Annotated in this window: 11 protein-coding genes; 5 read left to right on the top strand and 6 right to left on the bottom strand. The window is 36.7% G+C overall.

Translation table 11 applies throughout. From position 1 onward, the window contains the following. Window positions 1-105 precede the first annotated feature (105 nt). The gene (locus OC457_RS17565) at window positions 106-2,043 is read left to right on the top strand and encodes a bifunctional diguanylate cyclase/phosphodiesterase (RefSeq protein ID WP_080176355.1); all 1,938 of its coding nucleotides are present in this window, start codon (window positions 106-108) and stop codon (window positions 2,041-2,043) included. Between the two features lie 368 nt (window positions 2,044-2,411). Beyond that, window positions 2,412-2,549 carry a hypothetical protein gene (locus tag OC457_RS17560; protein WP_159447888.1) on the top strand — a complete coding sequence of 46 codons (138 nt, stop codon included), beginning with the start codon at window positions 2,412-2,414 and terminating at the stop codon, window positions 2,547-2,549. A 558-nt stretch (window positions 2,550-3,107) separates the two neighbouring features. Here OC457_RS17560 and OC457_RS17555 read toward each other — a convergent pair. From OC457_RS17555 to OC457_RS17540, 4 genes are all read right to left on the bottom strand, one after another. After that, entirely contained in the window at window positions 3,108-3,854 is a 747-nt protein-coding gene (locus tag OC457_RS17555; RefSeq protein WP_080176356.1) for a phosphatase, read from the bottom strand. Window positions 3,855-3,865: 11 nt separating this feature from the next. After that, window positions 3,866-5,995, bottom strand: a complete 2,130-nt coding sequence (locus tag OC457_RS17550) for a tRNA(Met) cytidine acetyltransferase TmcA (protein ID WP_080176357.1) — start codon at window positions 5,993-5,995, stop codon at window positions 3,866-3,868. Between the two features lie 101 nt (window positions 5,996-6,096). Then, the gene (locus OC457_RS17545) at window positions 6,097-7,071 is read right to left on the bottom strand and encodes a ParB/RepB/Spo0J family partition protein (RefSeq protein WP_080176358.1); all 975 of its coding nucleotides are present in this window, start codon (window positions 7,069-7,071) and stop codon (window positions 6,097-6,099) included. A gap of 7 nt (window positions 7,072-7,078) precedes the next feature. Then, window positions 7,079-8,293 carry an AAA family ATPase gene (locus tag OC457_RS17540; RefSeq protein WP_080176359.1) on the bottom strand — a complete coding sequence of 405 codons (1,215 nt, stop codon included), beginning with the start codon at window positions 8,291-8,293 and terminating at the stop codon, window positions 7,079-7,081. A 1,335-nt stretch (window positions 8,294-9,628) separates the two neighbouring features. Between OC457_RS17540 and OC457_RS17535 the strand changes: the two genes are divergently transcribed. Then, on the top strand, window positions 9,629-11,629 hold the full coding sequence (locus tag OC457_RS17535; protein ID WP_080176360.1) for a replication initiator protein RctB domain-containing protein: 2,001 nt from the start codon (window positions 9,629-9,631) through the stop codon (window positions 11,627-11,629). Between the two features lie 127 nt (window positions 11,630-11,756). Next, a complete protein-coding gene (locus OC457_RS17530) occupies window positions 11,757-14,033 on the top strand; it encodes a patatin-like phospholipase family protein (RefSeq protein ID WP_080176361.1) in 2,277 nt (758 codons plus the stop codon). Between the two features lie 95 nt (window positions 14,034-14,128). Here the strand turns inward: OC457_RS17530 and OC457_RS17525 are convergent, their stop codons facing one another. Then, window positions 14,129-15,361 (bottom strand): serine/threonine protein kinase, encoded by a 1,233-nt coding sequence (locus tag OC457_RS17525; RefSeq protein ID WP_080176362.1) that lies wholly within the window; start codon window positions 15,359-15,361, stop codon window positions 14,129-14,131. A gap of 467 nt (window positions 15,362-15,828) precedes the next feature. On the opposite strand from OC457_RS17525, the gene OC457_RS17520 reads away from it, so the two are divergent. Further along, complete coding sequence (locus tag OC457_RS17520) at window positions 15,829-16,752, top strand: helix-turn-helix transcriptional regulator (protein ID WP_080176363.1); 924 nt, start codon at window positions 15,829-15,831, stop codon at window positions 16,750-16,752. A 50-nt stretch (window positions 16,753-16,802) separates the two neighbouring features. On the opposite strand, the gene OC457_RS17515 is transcribed toward OC457_RS17520, so the two are convergent. Next, the gene (locus OC457_RS17515) at window positions 16,803-18,257 is read right to left on the bottom strand and encodes a sodium:solute symporter family protein (RefSeq protein ID WP_080176364.1); all 1,455 of its coding nucleotides are present in this window, start codon (window positions 18,255-18,257) and stop codon (window positions 16,803-16,805) included. Window positions 18,258-18,260: the final 3 nt, after the last annotated feature.

The raw sequence follows: 18,260 nt of genomic DNA, 5'->3' as shown, positions 1-18,260 counted from the left end.
CTGAGTTTTGATAAATTATATCAATTAGATATCTTCATATTCAGCACCTCTATCAACAAGTTATTCATTGAGTGCTGCACTTAACTTCTTTTTGGTGCTCAAATTATGACACTTTTCAAACGACAAGTTATTAGTCTAACCGTATTAGTTTGCTCTGTTATTAGTGCAGTCACTGCACAACAACTTTATTCAAGCTATTCAACATTAAAACATCAACATATCATAACGTCACAAATCGATATTAATCGAGCCTTAGAGATATTACCTCAAGCACTTACAAAACTAAATACTCCAATAATATCAAACGCTCAAGAGAAAAGATTACTAACTATAGTTAATCACCTCTTTTCAAATAATAACTATAGCCAAATTAGTCTAATATCAGCTGATGCTCGTCAACTTATCCGTCAAGATAACGTTGTATCACCGCTTCATTCACCAGCATGGTTTCAATATATCTTTGATATACCATCACATACTGAACAGCGAATCATTGAACATGAAAAGCAATCACTCGGTTTATTAACAATAACAGTACAACCAACACTTAGTTATCAACAATTATGGCAGATAAGTACTCAAACTGTATTATCAAGCCTAGTTATTGCACTAATATCAAATTTGCTTATTGGTGTTATTTGTTTGAAGAACTTCTCGACCTTAAGAAGGTTAACCGCAAGAGCTAAAACAATCGATAATTTAAATCAGGCTCCCCTCTCTATACCTAATGAATCAGATTTAGCTATTATTGTGCGAGCTTTCAATCAAATTTGTTATCAATTAGACACTAACTTTAAAAACCAAGCTGATGAAGCGATGAAATTAAGACAACAGGCGTATCTTGATACCATCTCTGGTCTTGGTAATCGCAGTTTCTTTATCCACCAACTGAGTTCATGGCTCAATGAATCACATAAAGGAGGATTAGGACTAATTCAAACTGATTTGATCAATGAGTGTTATCAAAATGAAGGATTTAAGAAAGGTGATGAGCTAGTAAAAACAATAGCAACACGATTAAATGAAGTATTATTCTTTAATGATGCAACACTTGCTCGCTTATCCAAAGATGAATTTGCTATTCTCATTCCTAACATATCCATTGAAAAACTAAAAGTTTGTAGTAAAGCATTAGTTAATATTTTTAACCATTTAAGTACTGATACTATTAATGACAATGTTGCCATCGGTTTGGTCTTTAATGAAAAGAAAAGTACACCAAGCCAAATATTAACCCTACTGGATAATGCCCTAACACAGGCAAAAATAATGCCGCATGAATCAGTAGCACTTATTAAAGATATAAATAATCAAACAACGCTAGGCAAGCAACAATGGAAAGCATTACTAGAAGAAGCAATCAGTGAAGATTTATTTACTTATAAATATCAACCCGCCACCCTATCAAATGGAATAAATTATCATTATGAAGTTTTCACCGCTATTAAGAAAAATAATAACTATTATTCAGCAGGTATGTTCTTAGGTGCGATAGAAGATTTAAAAATAGGAAGTTGGTTTGATCGACATGTTATTGTTGCAATCATCAATAAATTAAACGCCGATAGAGCAAGTGGACCTTTCGCAATAAATATTACAAATAGTTGTATTAACGATCCAAGCTTTATTCGGTGGTTAGATAATTTATTACAAAATAACGCGTTACTTAGTTCGCGACTATTTTTTGAAATTCAGGAAATTAGCTGTATTCGACACACCGACGCCACCGGTATTTTATGTTCTATTATTCGCAAATACGGCTTTGGCTTTGGTATTGATAACTATGGTCGTAATTTCCAATCATTAACCTATCTAAAAGAGTTACAGCCTAATTATGTAAAGATTGATTACGTCTACACTCATCAACTAAATGATCAAACAAAATCAACAGTATTATCTTCAATCTGTAGAACTGCGCACAGTCTTAATATTAAAGTCATAGCAACACGAGTAGAAACCGAAACGCAATTAGACCGACTGTCTGAACTATTTGTGGGAGGCTATCAAGGCTTCATTACTGACAAGCATCGTCAACCAGCATAAGTTATTTACAGTGTAAATTTAAATTCATTCATAAAGTCTATTTACAGTGTAAATAGACTTTATATTTTCCGCTTTACAGTGTAAATCTCAAACTAACGTTCAACATATTCCATTCTTAATACGTATTTACACTGTAAATACTTATCCTTCCTACACACCAAATAAGCACAAGAGTGCATAATATTTAATTATCAAATGCTGCTCTTTTTGCATCAATTAATCTATTCATTTTATAGATACCATAGGCAACAAAAATATCAGCAGTTAGCTGTAATTGTTAGCTGTAATTGTTAGCTGTAATTGTTAGCTGTAATTGTTAGCTGAGGTTGTTAGCTGAGGTTGTTAGCTGAGATTGTTAGCTGAGGTTGTTGGCTGAGGTTATTGGCTGTAGTTATTGGCTGTGGTTGTTGGCTGTGGTTGTTGGCTGTGGTTGTTGGCTGTGGTTGTTGGCTGTGGTTGTTGGCTGTGGTTGTTGGCTGAGGTTGTTGGCTGAGGTTATTGGCTGAGGTTATTGGCTGAGGTTATTGGCTGAGGTTATTGGCTGAGGTTATTGGCTGTAGTTGTTGGCTGAGGTTATTGGCTGTAGTTATTGGCTGTAGTTATTGGCTGTAGTTATTGGCTGTAGTTATTGGCTGTAGTTATTGGCTGTAGTTATTGGCTGTAGTTATTGGCTGTAGTTATTGGCTGTAGTTATTGGCTGTAGTTATTGGCTGTAGTTATTGGCTGTAGTTATTGGCTGTAGTTATTGGCTGTAGTTATTGGCTGTAGTTATTGGCTGTAGTTATTGGCTGTAGTTATTGGCTGTAGTTATTGGCTGTAGTTATTGGCTGTAGTTATTGGCTGTAGTTATTGGCTGTAGTTATTGGCTGTAGTTATTGGCTGTAGTTATTGGCTGTAGTTATTGGCTGTAGTTATTGGCTGTAGTTATTGACTGTAGTTATTGGCTGAGGTTGTTGGCTGAGGTTATAAGAAAATACAATATTTACAGTGTAAATTAATATAACGATTTACACTGTAAATATGATAGTCACTCAGTTTACACTGTAAACTGAAACACTATCTGATTACCATTTATGATTTTCATATTGTTCAGCAACAGATTTTCCACGCTCCGTTAAGAAGGCTAAAAATGTTTCAGGATGTTGAGTCACAATCAATTCCTGTGGAAAATCAACATGCGCTAACAAGGTTTTAATACTTGTAAAGTTACCAACATCCGCTGAAAAATGGGCATCTGATCCCGTTGTAATTCGAGCACCAAGCTCTTTTGCCAGTACTGCAATATCTTCACATCGAGGAGCACTACCAACACGAGAGCGCCCCAATGATGAATTATTTATTTCAACTAAGACATTATTTTGAGCAGCAGTACGAATAACGGCTTCAAAATCGAAATCATAATTAGGATTACCCGGATGACCAATTGCATCCACAACGCCAGACTGAATAGTATTTATTAATGCTTCAGTATGATCACTTCGTGTCATCGGTTTAAAAACGGGTTCATGCAAACTCGCTATCACCCAATCTAATTTCGCTAAAACGGTATTATCAAGATCAACCTCACCGGCAGTGTTAACGATATTCGCTTCAACACCACGCAAAATAGCGACACCTTCAAGAAATCGAGGGAGTACGCGTTGATTAGCAAAATACCAAAAATGTGGCGCACCAGGCATTGAAGAAGCATGATCAGTATTACAAAACATTTTTAATCCCTTTGCCGCAGCCGCTTGGGCATTTTCAATAATTGTACTGTAGGCATGGCCACTTGATAATGTGTGTGTATGAGTGTCAATTTGAATCTGCATAATAAAAACCTCTAATAAACAGGGAAAGATAAAGAATAATAACGAGCAACTATATTACGTAAATGCTGCTGAGCAACTTTACGACTGACTAAATGATACTGCTCTTCCACCACTGACCAAGGTTGTTTTTGCAAAATCTTAGCTACCGCAAAACCGACCTCATCATTCCAAACACAATTATCTTGCAATAAATACTGTGAGAGCCAACTTTCAAGACTCGCAACCACAACATCATAACCAAGCCCCCCTTGAATAAAGGTTTGTAGCTGATGTTTAATCAGGGCTGGTGACAAACCATAATTTAATGGTTGGTGAACATTTTGAGAATATAATTTAAAAAATAATTGGCTATCAAGTTGACTAAATTGCTCTACTCGTTGGCAAATAAAAGATGCACTAAACAAGGTTACGGCTTCATCGAACCATAATAACGCCGCGCTCGATAATGGCTTAACAAACAATAATGAATGCAGACCACTCGCAGCATCTTTAGTGATCCCTAACCGTAACGGCCGTAATGAACAATGAGACCAAAAATCAACAAGCTCATTAGCGGCACCAAAACTTGTTCCGATATAGTCAATATCCTCATTCAGTGCTTGCTGTAAAACAGCGTCCACCAAATGAGTGCCAATACCTTGCTGTTGAAAATTATCAGCGACAGCAATACGTAATATACGATAACAACGCTGCTCAGCCGCAATCGCATAACCTAAATGAGCAGCTAAAGATTGAGCCAATAAATGCCCTTGTGGACGACGTTTTCCTTGCATCACTAACTGAGCAAGCTCAGCATCAAACCCGCCCTCTTTAGATACAACACAACATCCAATAATTGTCTTTGCCTGTGAAGCAACAATAAGTAATAGCTCAGGATCATCCAACAATTGTTGAATATCATTGGGGGAAGTTTGGTAATGAGCGTTAATCAGCAGACCAAATAACTGGCTTAACAAATGCTCATTGGCCGCCAATTCAGCGCCGGATAATACAAAATAATCAATAGTAGCAGCATCAGAAATAACATCCATCGCCGTACAATTTGGGGCTTGAGCCGATAATAGCAACGCTTTAAAAATCCAAGATTCAAGTGGATCGTCCTTTGCCCATCGAATAGGTTGCTCTAAATGATAGCTGCGCCATTGCGGCATTTTAGCCGTTAATCGTTGTTTGAATTTAATCTCAAATCCTCGCCCTGTCCCCTCATAGCCATGAATGGTAGTCGCAAAAATTAATCGATTATGATTAGCCAGTAATGCCATCAAAATAGGAGCAGGTATAGCAGCCGCTTCATCTACCATAATAAAATCAAACTGTGAGGCGCTGTTAGCTATCTCATCAGCAGCAACAAATTCTAATCGGCTAGCACCAAAGTGTAATTGATGTCGTTGCGGCTGAAGAGCCGTAGCTAAACGTAATTTAGCCAGTTTAAATACAGTCTCTGCACAGGCAAAAGAAGGCGCTGTAACGGCGATTCTAATTGTTCGTGTTTGTAATAATATCGCAGCAGCAATACCAAGTGCTGCCGATTTACCTCGACCACGATCAGCTGACAAGACTAATGGTCGTTTACTATGACCAGTTACAACTTTAATAATCGCTTCCACAGCATCGACTTGACCAGCCGTTAAACACCCACGTTGCACGTTCGAATCTGTAAATGTTTGAGCCACAGTAAAGTAATGTGGTATTGCCGCTAAAGATAATAACTCAACGGGCTGCGACTGCTGAATAAGCATAACTTCAGGTTCTAAAAACAACCGACCTAAACGGTGATAAAATGGAGAACTCCTATCTGAATGTTGCCATGCCGATGGTGCAATAATAACAAAGATACCTCCACCTTTAACGGTGCCAGAAAGCGCGCCTAATGTATTCGCACTTAAACCCTGTAATGCATTGATAACCACCATTTCAAACTCTTGCCCCAGCCATTGCTTTGACTGTTTAAGTGATGAGGTCATAAATGATATTGGCGCATTATCTCCTACCCATAATCGTTGTGAGAAATGCTGACTAATGGTTATTGCCACTGTCGTTGCCCATTCACAATCACCTTCTAAAACGATTAACTGGCGACAAAAATGGTGTGATAGCTGTTGCTGAAGTTGAGCGAAGAAAATATCTAACTGCGCCGACATAAATAGATCCATAAATAAATGACCAACTGATCATAACACAGCCACAACAGGCATAAAAAAACCACGTATAAGAACGTGGTTTTTATTAACGATAATAACGGTTACTTGAGATAATCATTTAAATAAGCAAGCACATCATTAATTTGACGATCACTCATTTTTTTCAATTTAAGCTGTAATTTATCACCATCGCGCATATAAGAGACTTTACCTTTGATTAAATCTTGGGTAGTCGGTTTATTAATAACGATTTTAGGATGTAACTGCTCACCTAATTGCTCTAATTTACCCGTTACTTCACGCGTAATGCGACTAATACCTTGAGCATTAATTGTCTTCCACAATGATGCATTATCACCGCTTAAATCAGCAATCATGTGTTGTTGTTGCTCTTGATTTAAACCAAAGAAAATACGATGAAGTTTAACAATAGTCGGACGACCAAGCTCACCAACACTAGGGTAAGCCATCAACAATTCCATTGGTAAACTAGCAGCTTTTAATGCACCACTTACTAATGCTTCGCTGCATTGTAAATACTTCGCCAGTTCTTTTTGATCAGCAACTTTGCCTGTATCTAACAATGATTGCATCTCTTTACCGCGTTCAAATAACGATAATGGTTTATGCGCATTTGCAACATCAGACAAGAATTTTGCGTGCTCGGTATTAATACCTTTTGCAACATAAATTAAAAAGTCTTTATGAGCAAGAATACAAGACATTCGACGGCGACTACCGTCTAAAACTTCAATACGACCATCATCAAGCCAGCGACCTACCGCGGGATATTGTTGACCACGATCTTTTAATGTTACTAAAATATCAGCTAAAGCATGTTCATTTAAAAAAGCTTGTTCACGAGCATTTTCAGCAAAAACAATCGTTTGATTACTGATATCATCGGCGTTTACTTTTACTAATTCAAACGCAACAGTCTCTTCACCAGCAACGGCTAATTCAATCACAGCGGCTTTATCACGTGCTGCTGTTTGCGCTTCTGTAACGTTTGTTGCGCGACGTTTATCGGCTTTACCAAATAAACGAGCATTAAGATCTGTCGTTTTAATTGCCATCTGTCATTTACTCCTCGTTCAAGTTTGCCCAGTGGCTGTGCATAACACGTTCTAATTCAAGACCAACACGCTGAATAGCTTCTTGAGCGGTAGAAAGTGTCTTTTTACCCCCCTCAAACTCAGCAGCGGTAAGATCAAAAACAGTACTATAAGTGTCTGCACATGTCTCAAAAGCACGACTTCGTGGTACTGTTGCCATCATTACTTGCTCACGTAACAAGTAATTCATCTCTGTTAATACAGAAACTTGCTTTTTATTATCATCTTCAAACATCGTTGGCATCAAACGAATAAATTCTAATCCGTGCCAATCTTCTGGAAACATCTCATAAACAGTCGGTAAATGTTGAAAGAAGTTAACCGTTGATGCCCAGTCTAAACGTTTAGCCGCACAAGGAATAATAAGCGCATTAGATGCATACATTGCATTCCATACTAATGGATCAATATGAGGTCCGGTATCTATCATGATGATATCAAACTCATCAGCAATAGGATCAATCACTTTCTCTTTTAGTAAGCGCACAATATCAAGATCTTGATTTACAGCTAAATCTTGCCATGCATCAGCATTAAACATCGCATCTTCAGGGAACGCTGCAATTGTTTTAAGATTAGGATATTGGGTTGGCATAACCACATTATCCATCACAAAATGCTTATCGGTTAACACACCTTCTGGCACATTATCTAACATTACATCCACAGCAGAATAAATAGTTTCTTGTTTACCAATACTAATCAATGGGTTAAGGAATAAACGTAATGAGCCTTGAGGATCAAGGTCGATAAGACAAATTCGGTAACGTTTATCTAAATCTAATGCTAAACACGCAGCTATATGCACTGCAGTCATTGATTTCCCCGTTCCCCCCTTCTGATTCTGAACATTCACCACCCAAGGTTTACGTCCAGCACCTTCACGCTGATAAAAAGCAGGTTTTTTCGCTGATTCCATTAACTGATGAGCTTCATCAAGCGTTATAGAATAATGGTTAGCTTTATTTTTAGTAAATTGATGACCGGTTGCTTCCATTCGTGAAATTGCATCATCTAACTTTCGACGAGTTAAACCAGAGCGTGTTTCCATCAATGCTTTTGACATCGGTGGAAAAACCTCTTCACGACGTTCCTCTAAAACAATTTCAATACGATCCGCTTGTACTTGTTTGGTTTGCTCTGCGATATTGAGCAAATTTTGTATCGTCTGTTCCCTATTCATTAGTACTCTACGCCATGATAATAGACTTATGCCATTGTACAACAAAGCGCGCATTAAACAATAAAAAGCTGAACAAAAACATGTGATACCAATCTCAACTAAAAAACATAGATTAAAGCAAAAAGCATAAAAAAATATATTTTTTAGACGATAACTAACTCAAAAATCCAAGCTAATCACCCAATTAATATCATTCTATAAAAATGTTACAGCGTCACAAGTTTACAATGTAAATCAAATTGACCTAGATTATTAACGGAACAATGAAAAAAGAGAGTTAATTTACGGGTAATGTAATTTCAATAAAAAAGAGGACTAATTAGAGATTTTATTATATTTGCTAATGAAATCACCTAATTTCATTAGCAAAATAAAAAAAAAGAGCAATATAATTAAAAACAAGCTGAAATAATATATAACGAACAGTTAAAAGTTCATTTTTACTTGATCATTGTTCCCATCAAAAAAGACAAAATATGAAACGATGATCAAGCTTTAATAATCGCTAAAATAGCGCTGTAAACTGGGTTTTTAAGCGCTATTCATAGCGGAAAAATGATCAAGTAAAAGTAAGATGATAACCATCATAGAGTGAACGATACGGAAGCATATAAAATAGTAGATAAAGTACGGAGATCGCTGATTGAATAAGGGCTGTAACGCTATAGCGATAATTCAAAAGACCATAAATAACAGCCTAATTTTCTTAATCAGCAAAATTGAAATACACTAAATACCTGATGATCATTAATCCAACGCTAAATATATGCCAATCCCTATCAATTTACGTTGAATATCATTTCAATTAAGTGTCAATTCAACTTAAAATAACAATCTTCAAAGCTGATAACAAAAGCAAATTCTCTAATTAAACTTGAAAACACATCAACATGATCATCTTTCCTATAAAAAAAGCCGTCAACAGCATCAAAAACCATGATTAACACAGATAAATAGCAACACTTTCATTTTGATTGTGGATAACTTTGTGGAAAAGATGATAATCAGCGATGATCATGCTTTCCATTTTATTATGATCATGTTTTCAGCTTAACAATGATCATCGTTCCAGCGTTATGATGATCATGCTTTCAAGCTTTATATGATCATGTTTCTGGGTTTACTATGATCATCGTTCCACCAACAGTAAAAATTATTTCTTTAATAAACAGATAATTACGTCTATTTTTTTTACCTGATCATTAGATCATATTATCAATAAGATCAGTTTTAATCATAAAGATCAATTTTAAAATCTTTAAATAAAAAACTTTCTTTATTGATCTTTTTCTATTAATCTCTACGGAAAGATGATGCTTCTACGGCTAATGACAAATGAATTCCGCTCGAAATACGAAAAAAAATCCGATTGATAAAATATTGATCGAGGCGCCAAGATCACACAAAGATGGTCATTTATTTATGATCCCGATAAATTTGGTTGATTGGTTACCTCAGTATCAACATTTTAAAGGCGTGACTAAAAGTATTATTGAGTTATTGAATATTATTTCATTACGTGGACTATCAAGCCAAGATGGTATGGTTTCAACCACAGAGCTTATTGAAGCCACCGAAGGACAATTAACTCGAGCGGCTATTCAACAACGCTTACGAGCAGCTGTAAGTGTTGGCTTATTTAATCAACAACCAGTGCGATTTGAAGAAGGTCTTGCTGGTAAAACCATGTTGCATCACTTTATTAATCCGGCATTGCTGATTTCTCAACTTGGTACAGGTAGTTTACTTTCAGACCAATTTAGGCAACGAGAAAAACAAAAACGTTCTAAAGCATTAGCTCAAAATCATGTTAATCGTCGCTTACTGACAGAATATGGTCTTGGTACGCCACCTTCAATGCCAGATGAAGCTGATCAAATTGTAGTATCGCCAACAAGTTGGGCTGGTATTATTGATCAGGCTTTAGCGCCACCACGAACTAAAAAAAGCTATCAAAAAGCAATGGTTGCAATCAGCGGTACTAAGGCGATCATTGAGACACGATCATCAAAGTCGATCATGACTGTTGATGATCTTATGACGCTATTTGCATTGTTTACGCTGACAGTACAGTATCATGATCATCACCTTGCGGATTATGAAATTCAATTACGCTCAATGGCAAATAAAACACCGGTTTATATAACGGATATTTTGGCATTACGTGGTAAAAAAGACAGCGGTCCTGCGCGTGATTCTATTCGTGAAAGTATTGATCGTATTGAATTTACAGATTTTCAATTGCATGAATTAACTGGCCGTTGGCTTAGTGAAAACATGCCTGAAGGTTTTAAAAGTGATCGATTTAGGTTTATTGCTCGTACGATCACCGCATCTGAAGAAGCTCCTCAAGAAGGGGATGATGGCGAAATTCGCATCAAACCTAACTTATATATTTTAGTGTGGGAACCTTCATTTTTTGATGAATTACTTACTCGTGATTATTTCTTTTTATTCCCGCCAGAGATCCTACGTCAACATACTTTAGTGTTTCAGCTATACACCTTTTTTAGAAGTCGCATGTCACGCCGCGTTGTTGATTCGATGCTTTTAAGTGAGTTAAATCAAAAGCTTGCTAGGAATATTGAATGGCGTCGTTTCTCGTCTGATATTATTCGTGAATTAAAGAAATTGGCTGAAGGTAAAGTCACAGATACCATGTTTGCGGTTAATTTATGGGGCTATCATTTAACGATTTCAGCCGATGATATTGATAAACGTTATACTGATTATCGAATTGATATTAAATCAGATGCTGAAGAAGTTATTCGTTATTCTCGTGCAAAAACGACGAACGAAGGCAAACGTAATATGGCTCCAACAATGCCAAATCCATTACGTAATGAGATCATGCCGAAACAAGCATTGGATCAATTATCAGCGATTATTGATGGTGAATTTGAACCTATTCAGCGCAAAGAACCTCGTCCTAGAGGTCGTTTAGGACGTCGTATTAAACTACGTAAGCATCTTGTTGAAATAAACGCTGATGAACTCACTATCGTATTATCCAAATATACCTCTTCAGAAGCCCTACAACGAAGTATTACCGCATTATCAGCAATGACTGGTCATCCTGCCACAACGATTACTGAAGAGTGTCAGGGCTATTTAGAAAAGCTTGATTGGCTTCATGTGGCTGGTGAGCGGGTTAGCTATGAAACGCTGAGTAAAACAGTAGAGTTATATAACAGTCGTCAAGATGAACGCCATTTATCTATTGAGCGTTTAATTTCAGGTTTAGCAGTACGTCGAAAAGTCTGTAAATTAGTGCATGAGGGACATATAACCGACCAAGTATTAACCGCCTTAGATGATGTTGCTAAAGGAATTTAACACGGAAGAGAGAGCAGAATAGATTATCGATGCTCTTTTTGTTTTAATACCGTTATAAGAGGTTAATACGTAATAACTTGATGAGTATTACGTAACATTAAGTATTTATTGCTCGCGGAGTTAGACGATGTTGTTTAGTTATAAGAATTTTAGCAGCGTTTTATTTTGTATTATTATTAGTACACCTGCTGCTAATGTCTATGCCGCTAAAGCAGATCGTCCCGTTATTGATCGCCCCAAAATTGGTTTAGTTCTCAGTGGTGGTGGTGCTAAAGGCGCGGCTCATATTGGTGTGCTTGAAGTTTTAGAAGAAAACCGTATTCCTGTTGATATTGTCACTGGTACAAGCATGGGGGCTTACGTTGGTGGCATGTATGCCATGGGGCTGTCAGCACAAGAAGTAAAACAGCGTACTTTTAATATTAATTGGAATACGGGTTATATTGATCGTGCCAGTCGTAATGATTTATCGTTACGAAGAAAAAATCAAAATGATACTTATCAATTACATACAGATTTAGGTTTAGATATTAATGGTGAATTTAAATCTCGTCCTGGCGCTTTTCAGGGACAAGGATTAGCCGTACTTTTACGGCAACTTACCGATAATTTACCAGCATTAAAAACTTTTGATCGGTTGGCTATCCCTTATCGTAGTGTTGCAACTGACATTACAAAAGTGACTCCCGTTGTGATTGATTCTGGCCATTTAGCAACAGCAATGCAGGCATCAATGACTGTCCCTGGCGCACTAAAACCCGTCCACTTAGATAATAAGTTACTTGTTGATGGTGGCGTCGTTAATAATATGCCCGTTGATATTGCTAAGCAACTTGGCGCTAATGTTATTATTGCAGTAGATTTGCGTGATAGTTTAATGCCTAAAAAAGATTTAGACAGTGCATTAAATATCGTGTCGCAGTTAACGACATTTATGACTAATGCCAGTGCTGATTATCAAAAAAGCTTAATGAAGCCGAGTGATATTTACTTACAACCCAATGTTTCTTTTATGACGGCTGCTGACTTTGATAAGCTTGAGTTAGCGTATCAGGCGGGACGAAAAATAGCACTGGCGTCACTACCTCGGTTATTACGTTATCAGCTCTCACCTCAAGCATATGCCCAATATAATAAACAAAAAAATAGTAGACGCTTGCAGCTATCAGCGCATGATTCTTATTTTATTGATGATATTAAGATTATCAATAACACTAATTTACCTGATAAAACATTGTTAGCTCAATTAGAATTAAAAACAGGAAAAGTGATCTCTAATGATGAATTAGAGCAGGCTGTAAAACGTCTTCAAAGTGAAGATATCTATGGCAGAATTAATTATTCAATAAAACAAAAGAATAATAAAAATATACTTGTTATGGATATTAATGAAAAGTCATGGGGACCGGGATATTTAAATTTCACCCTTGCTTTTGAGGATGATTTTGAAAGCCGGTCCGATTTTTCTTTTGGCGCACAATATATTTATACCGATCTTACAGAGAAAGGTGGTGAATGGTTATTAGAGTGGAAATTAGGTAGTTGGAAAAATATTACTACTGAGTTTTATTTCCCTATTGATTACCAACAGCATTTCTTTACGGCATTTGGTGCTGAAACCAGTAATGAAATTCGTCGATTTGATAATTTCACTTATTATAATTCAAGTGAAGTATTAAAAAATATTGATGCTAAATATAATCAAACTAATGCTTATGCTGAAATGGGGTGGAATATTAAACCATGGGCAGCATTAACTTTGGGTTATAAAGGACAAACTGGAAGTATTACGGTATCAGCACTTGATCGTAAAGAAAATTATGATTTATATGGACCATATTTAGATTTTACCTATGATGATTTAGATAGTTTTTTCTTTCCATCTGATGGTTCTTATTTTAAAAGTAAAATTGGTTATAGTAATACTTTACGTCGACCTGATATCGGTGAATCAGAATCAGGAGATACTATATATTATAATCTTTTGGCAATAAAACCGTTTACATATGATAAACATACCATTGTTGCTTCTATAAAAACGGCAGGTTCAGATGCCGATAATTTATTACCTATTTATGCGCAAGATCTTGGTGGATTATTTAATTTATCGGGCTATCATCGTTATGAATTAAATGGACGTTATAGTGCTTTAACGAGCTTAGTTTATCGTTATCGTGTTATTGATAATAATTTTGGGGCAATTAAATTACCGGTGTATGTGGGTGGTTCTCTTGAGAAAGGAGGAGTCTGGGATCGTACTTCGTCTATGAGTTGGAACAGTGCAATTACTGCTGGTAGTGTATATGTTGCGGTAGATTCTATTTTAGGTCCTGTTTATTTAAGTTATGGTCAAACATCGACAGGGAAGAGTTCATTTTATCTTTCGTTAGGTGGAACACTATAAATATATTTTTATTTAGGTTCTATATTAATCTCTAATAAAAATAGAAAAGCCTCTTAATATAAAAATTAAGAGGCTACCATTGGAGCATTACTTATTTAATATTCCCAATGTGAAATATTATGTGATCCACTAAATTGATTCGGGAAATAATCTTCACATTTACCTTCACGCCATACATCAGCAGTCGCACAGTGTAGACCACCACCAAACGCATAAGCATCACGTAAATCAACTGGAATAACATTAAAGCCGAGTTTATCAAATTGCTCCATTTGAGCTTTTTCACTGGCTTCAACACACACCGTTTTATGGTCAATGATTAAAGTATTCATTGATAACCATGTGCTTGAATAACATAGTGGAGGAGGGTTCTCCCACGCAGGTTTAACCGCTTCAACAATCTGCCAATCATTTTTTTCAAAAATTTCACGTTGGCCAGCAAATAATGGTCGATGTGGATTCAGTAACATTAATCCTGGACGTAAAGGACAGAATGTTGCATCAATATGAATTGGATGGTTATCTGCAAAACTTAGGGTATGAATACGGTATCCCATAGGTTCATACTTACGTTTGATCCAGTGAATACCAGCTAAGTTTGTGGTTAGACCATGCTGAACAAAGATATCTTTACCTAAACGCATAACATCTGCGGCATCAAATAAAATATCTGTTTCTTTGGTGCTGTATTCTTTATTTAATGAACGCGCCATTGTTTCTTCGTCAGATAAGTATTCATAAGCAGCCACATAATCCATGCGGAAACTATCGTCAGATAAACGTGGGCGTGGGGCTTGTTCGATCATGCATTGTTGATCGGATTCAAAATATTCACGTAGAAGATCTGTGTATGCCAAATATTCAAAATAACGGCTTCTAAAGCTCATTGGTGCCATTAAAATACTTTTACCCATGGTGAGCAGGCAATCACGAGGAGGCATGCAACCAAAGCCTGAACTGATTGAAAAATCTGGCGTATTAATTCGATCATGCCAATCAACAGCTCCGGGACGATCAACAATGATGCCACGATTTTCAAGGATCTGTGCAAAGCCATTTAAACATTCATTAGCACGATCAATCGACTCTTGAGTACGACGGCCAGCTTTACTACCACGCATTGGTGAATCTGCAGGGATCTTTTCATTACTCGCAGGACAAGCTTCTGGAATATGTTGGTTATCAGCAATACCAACAATAACATGACGAAGAGGATCAAAATCGTTATAAGACTCAACATGTAATCCAGGTCTAACATAAGGCACACCTGATTCTTTACGCTCAAGCGGTAAAGAAGCATTTGGATAAAAATCGTTAGAAATACTCATTGCAAATTCTCCATGAGAACGAATAGTTGTATTGAAACAGTGTTTATTGGCACATTGCTTATTGAACGCTCTATAACAGATATTTATTATTGTTATTTAACAATGTGTTATGTCGCTGCCTCTCGCTGTTGAAGGTCATGTGTTGTGCTCTTCAATAACTTTATAATGCGCCTTTAAATTTCATTTTATAGCGAAGTTCTGCCGATTAATGTCGATTATATGCTGAGAGTAGTATTTATAGTGGTTGTTACGACGGTTAAATATAAGTAATAAAGAACAATCAGTAATACCGATTTTTATGGCACTATTAATATACTTATTTCAGTTATTACTTAAAAAGCTCGATGGAATATCACATATTTTAAAAAAGAATCTATCGGTCAGTGAATAACGGCTCACTTTTAATTAAAGCATCTGGCTCTATAGCATAAAGTTGTAATAATAAGCTAAGTAAAGGAGAGCTTATTATGTATCAAAAGATAATAGCAAATACGCCTAAATTTTTGATGTTTGATTTACAGCCATTGATTGAGAATGAAAATTTTATTTTTGGGGCTGATTATATATTGATTAGGCCTAAACAAAATGGCTGCATATTACACTTGTCATCAACTCAAATTCCCTTAGTTGTTGGGCAATTAGTATTATTAGCACCTTTTAACCCTTTTAAGATTAGTGTGGAAACTATTAATAACACAGCTAACGTGGGAGATGCACTGCATTTTCGTTTAAATGCATTGGGGCAAACATTTATTGATAGTATTCAATTTACCAATATAAAAAACATGTTGGATAATGCAAAACAAGGATTATTATTTGATAGTGGAGGGTTAGAGCCTGTATTTGAAATTATGGATAGTATAGAAAACTCATTTGATTTTAAGCAACTCCTCAATATATTAACGTTATTGGATCAATTAACAAAAACACCATCGCAACAATGCCTCGATACCCACCAGCTTGCTTTCTCTATGACGAAAAGAACCGAAAATCGGGTTGATATAGTGTTGCAGTACATTGCGACAAACCTTGCTGAACCGCTGACAGTAACGATTGTAGCGCAGCAATTGCATATGGCTGAAAGTACGTTTTCACGTTTTTTTCATACTCATTTAGGGGTAACGTTTCGCCAATATTTAATTGAGCAACGAGTGAAACAAGCAGCAAGATATTTAGTCTCAACCGATTGGACGATAGCGCATATTGGCGCTGAAGTAGGATTTTCGTCATTATCAAATTTTAATGAAAAGTTTAAAACGTTATTGCATGTAACGCCTCGGTATTATCGCGCTAATTATCTGTCGTTACGGGAAAATATTGATAATTCACAATCGATACAAGGACAGTTACAAAAACAATTTCATCAGTGGCAAAGTCGTGTGGTTGTATGAAGAGTAACAAGAGAATAGCCGTAATATTATTCTCTTGTTATTGAATATCGTTAACGTAAAGAGTTAGCAATAAATTGATACTGGCTACATTTTGCTACCAGCGCATAACTACAGCAAGCCAAGAATGACGCATACAGCGGTGCTTCAACCCAACCTAAATGAAACTCAACAAACAGTAAGCAGCCACTAAAAAAGCCAATCACTAATGCACTTAGGGCCGCGTAGATATTACTCGGCAGCCAATGCGCTAATAATGTTGGTGCAACTAATGCCGCCATTAATGTTCCTGAGCCTAAAATAGCCAACATAGAAAGCATAAAGGGAGGAGCAAATAGCATAATGATAAATCCTAGTCCTCCAAGTCCAAATACTGCACTACGATTAAGGAATAATAACTGCTTTGCTGTCAGTGATGACTGTGGCCACAGTGCTTGCCGTAGATCATGAGAAACAGCCCCTGAGATCGCATGTAATACTGAGTTAGCTGTTGATTTCATAGCAAATAAAATAAACAGCGTCACTACTGCAGATAACGAAGGAGATAGAAATTGGGTAAGAAAGACAGGCATAGCATCGTCAGGTGTCGTTAACGTTGGTACTTTGACGCGAATATAGCAGCCAACAATAGGTACTAGACTTAATAAACATGCCATCGGCGTCATATAAGCTGCAACATGGTGTAATTTAGTGGTATTTGCAAAAGCCATAAATCGTATCGACATATAAGGCAGAGTTGCGCTGTAAATAAAGGCATAGGGCAGCACCATTAATACATGCCAGCGACTAGTACCATAAGGACCAGAATCTTGCGGATCTAACAAGTTTTTATCGATAGCATTAAGTTGTTCTATTAACACAGAGGGCGGCAGATCAGTAAAAATGGTCACCATAATAATAATGGCCGATAAACACATGCCAAGCACCATAAACGTATCAGTAAAAGCAACCGCAGCAAGACCACCAATTGAGGTATAGAGAATAATAATCGCTACCATAATTAATGACGCGGTTGTTTGACTGATACCGAGCCATTGTCCCGCTAATAGCCCTAATGCCTTAATTTGACCGACAAGAAAAATAAGTAATAGTACAATGGTGATAATGGCGCAGAAAGCTTGAGTTATTCGTTTGACACTTTGTGGACCATCATGACTGGCTGCAATATATTCTGCAATCGTCAATGTTCCCATGGTTTGAGCTTTTTGATGCAGAAATCGCGCACAAAAAAGTACCGCTAAAATCATGGCAGGGGCAAAGAAAAAATTACCTAATAATTCAATTGCACCATATTTATACGCAACCCCTGGGGATCCCATAAATCCCCAGCCGGAAAATGCTGTTGCAACAATAGTCGAGGCACCAACAAAAGGTCCTAAACAATTAGCGGCCAATAAAAAACCACCCTCACCCTTGCTACTGTGCATCACTTTATTACTGTAAAGGGCTAAACCGACCATAATCGATACGGTCACTAATAATAAGATCCAGTTGAGTGAGGTATTCATAAT

Origin of the sequence: Photobacterium toruni (assembly GCF_024529955.1) — a bacterium.
Taxonomy (GTDB): domain Bacteria; phylum Pseudomonadota; class Gammaproteobacteria; order Enterobacterales; family Vibrionaceae; genus Photobacterium; species Photobacterium toruni.
Note: the sequence above shows the minus strand (reverse complement) of the source record. Positions and strands in the feature narration are given on the sequence as shown.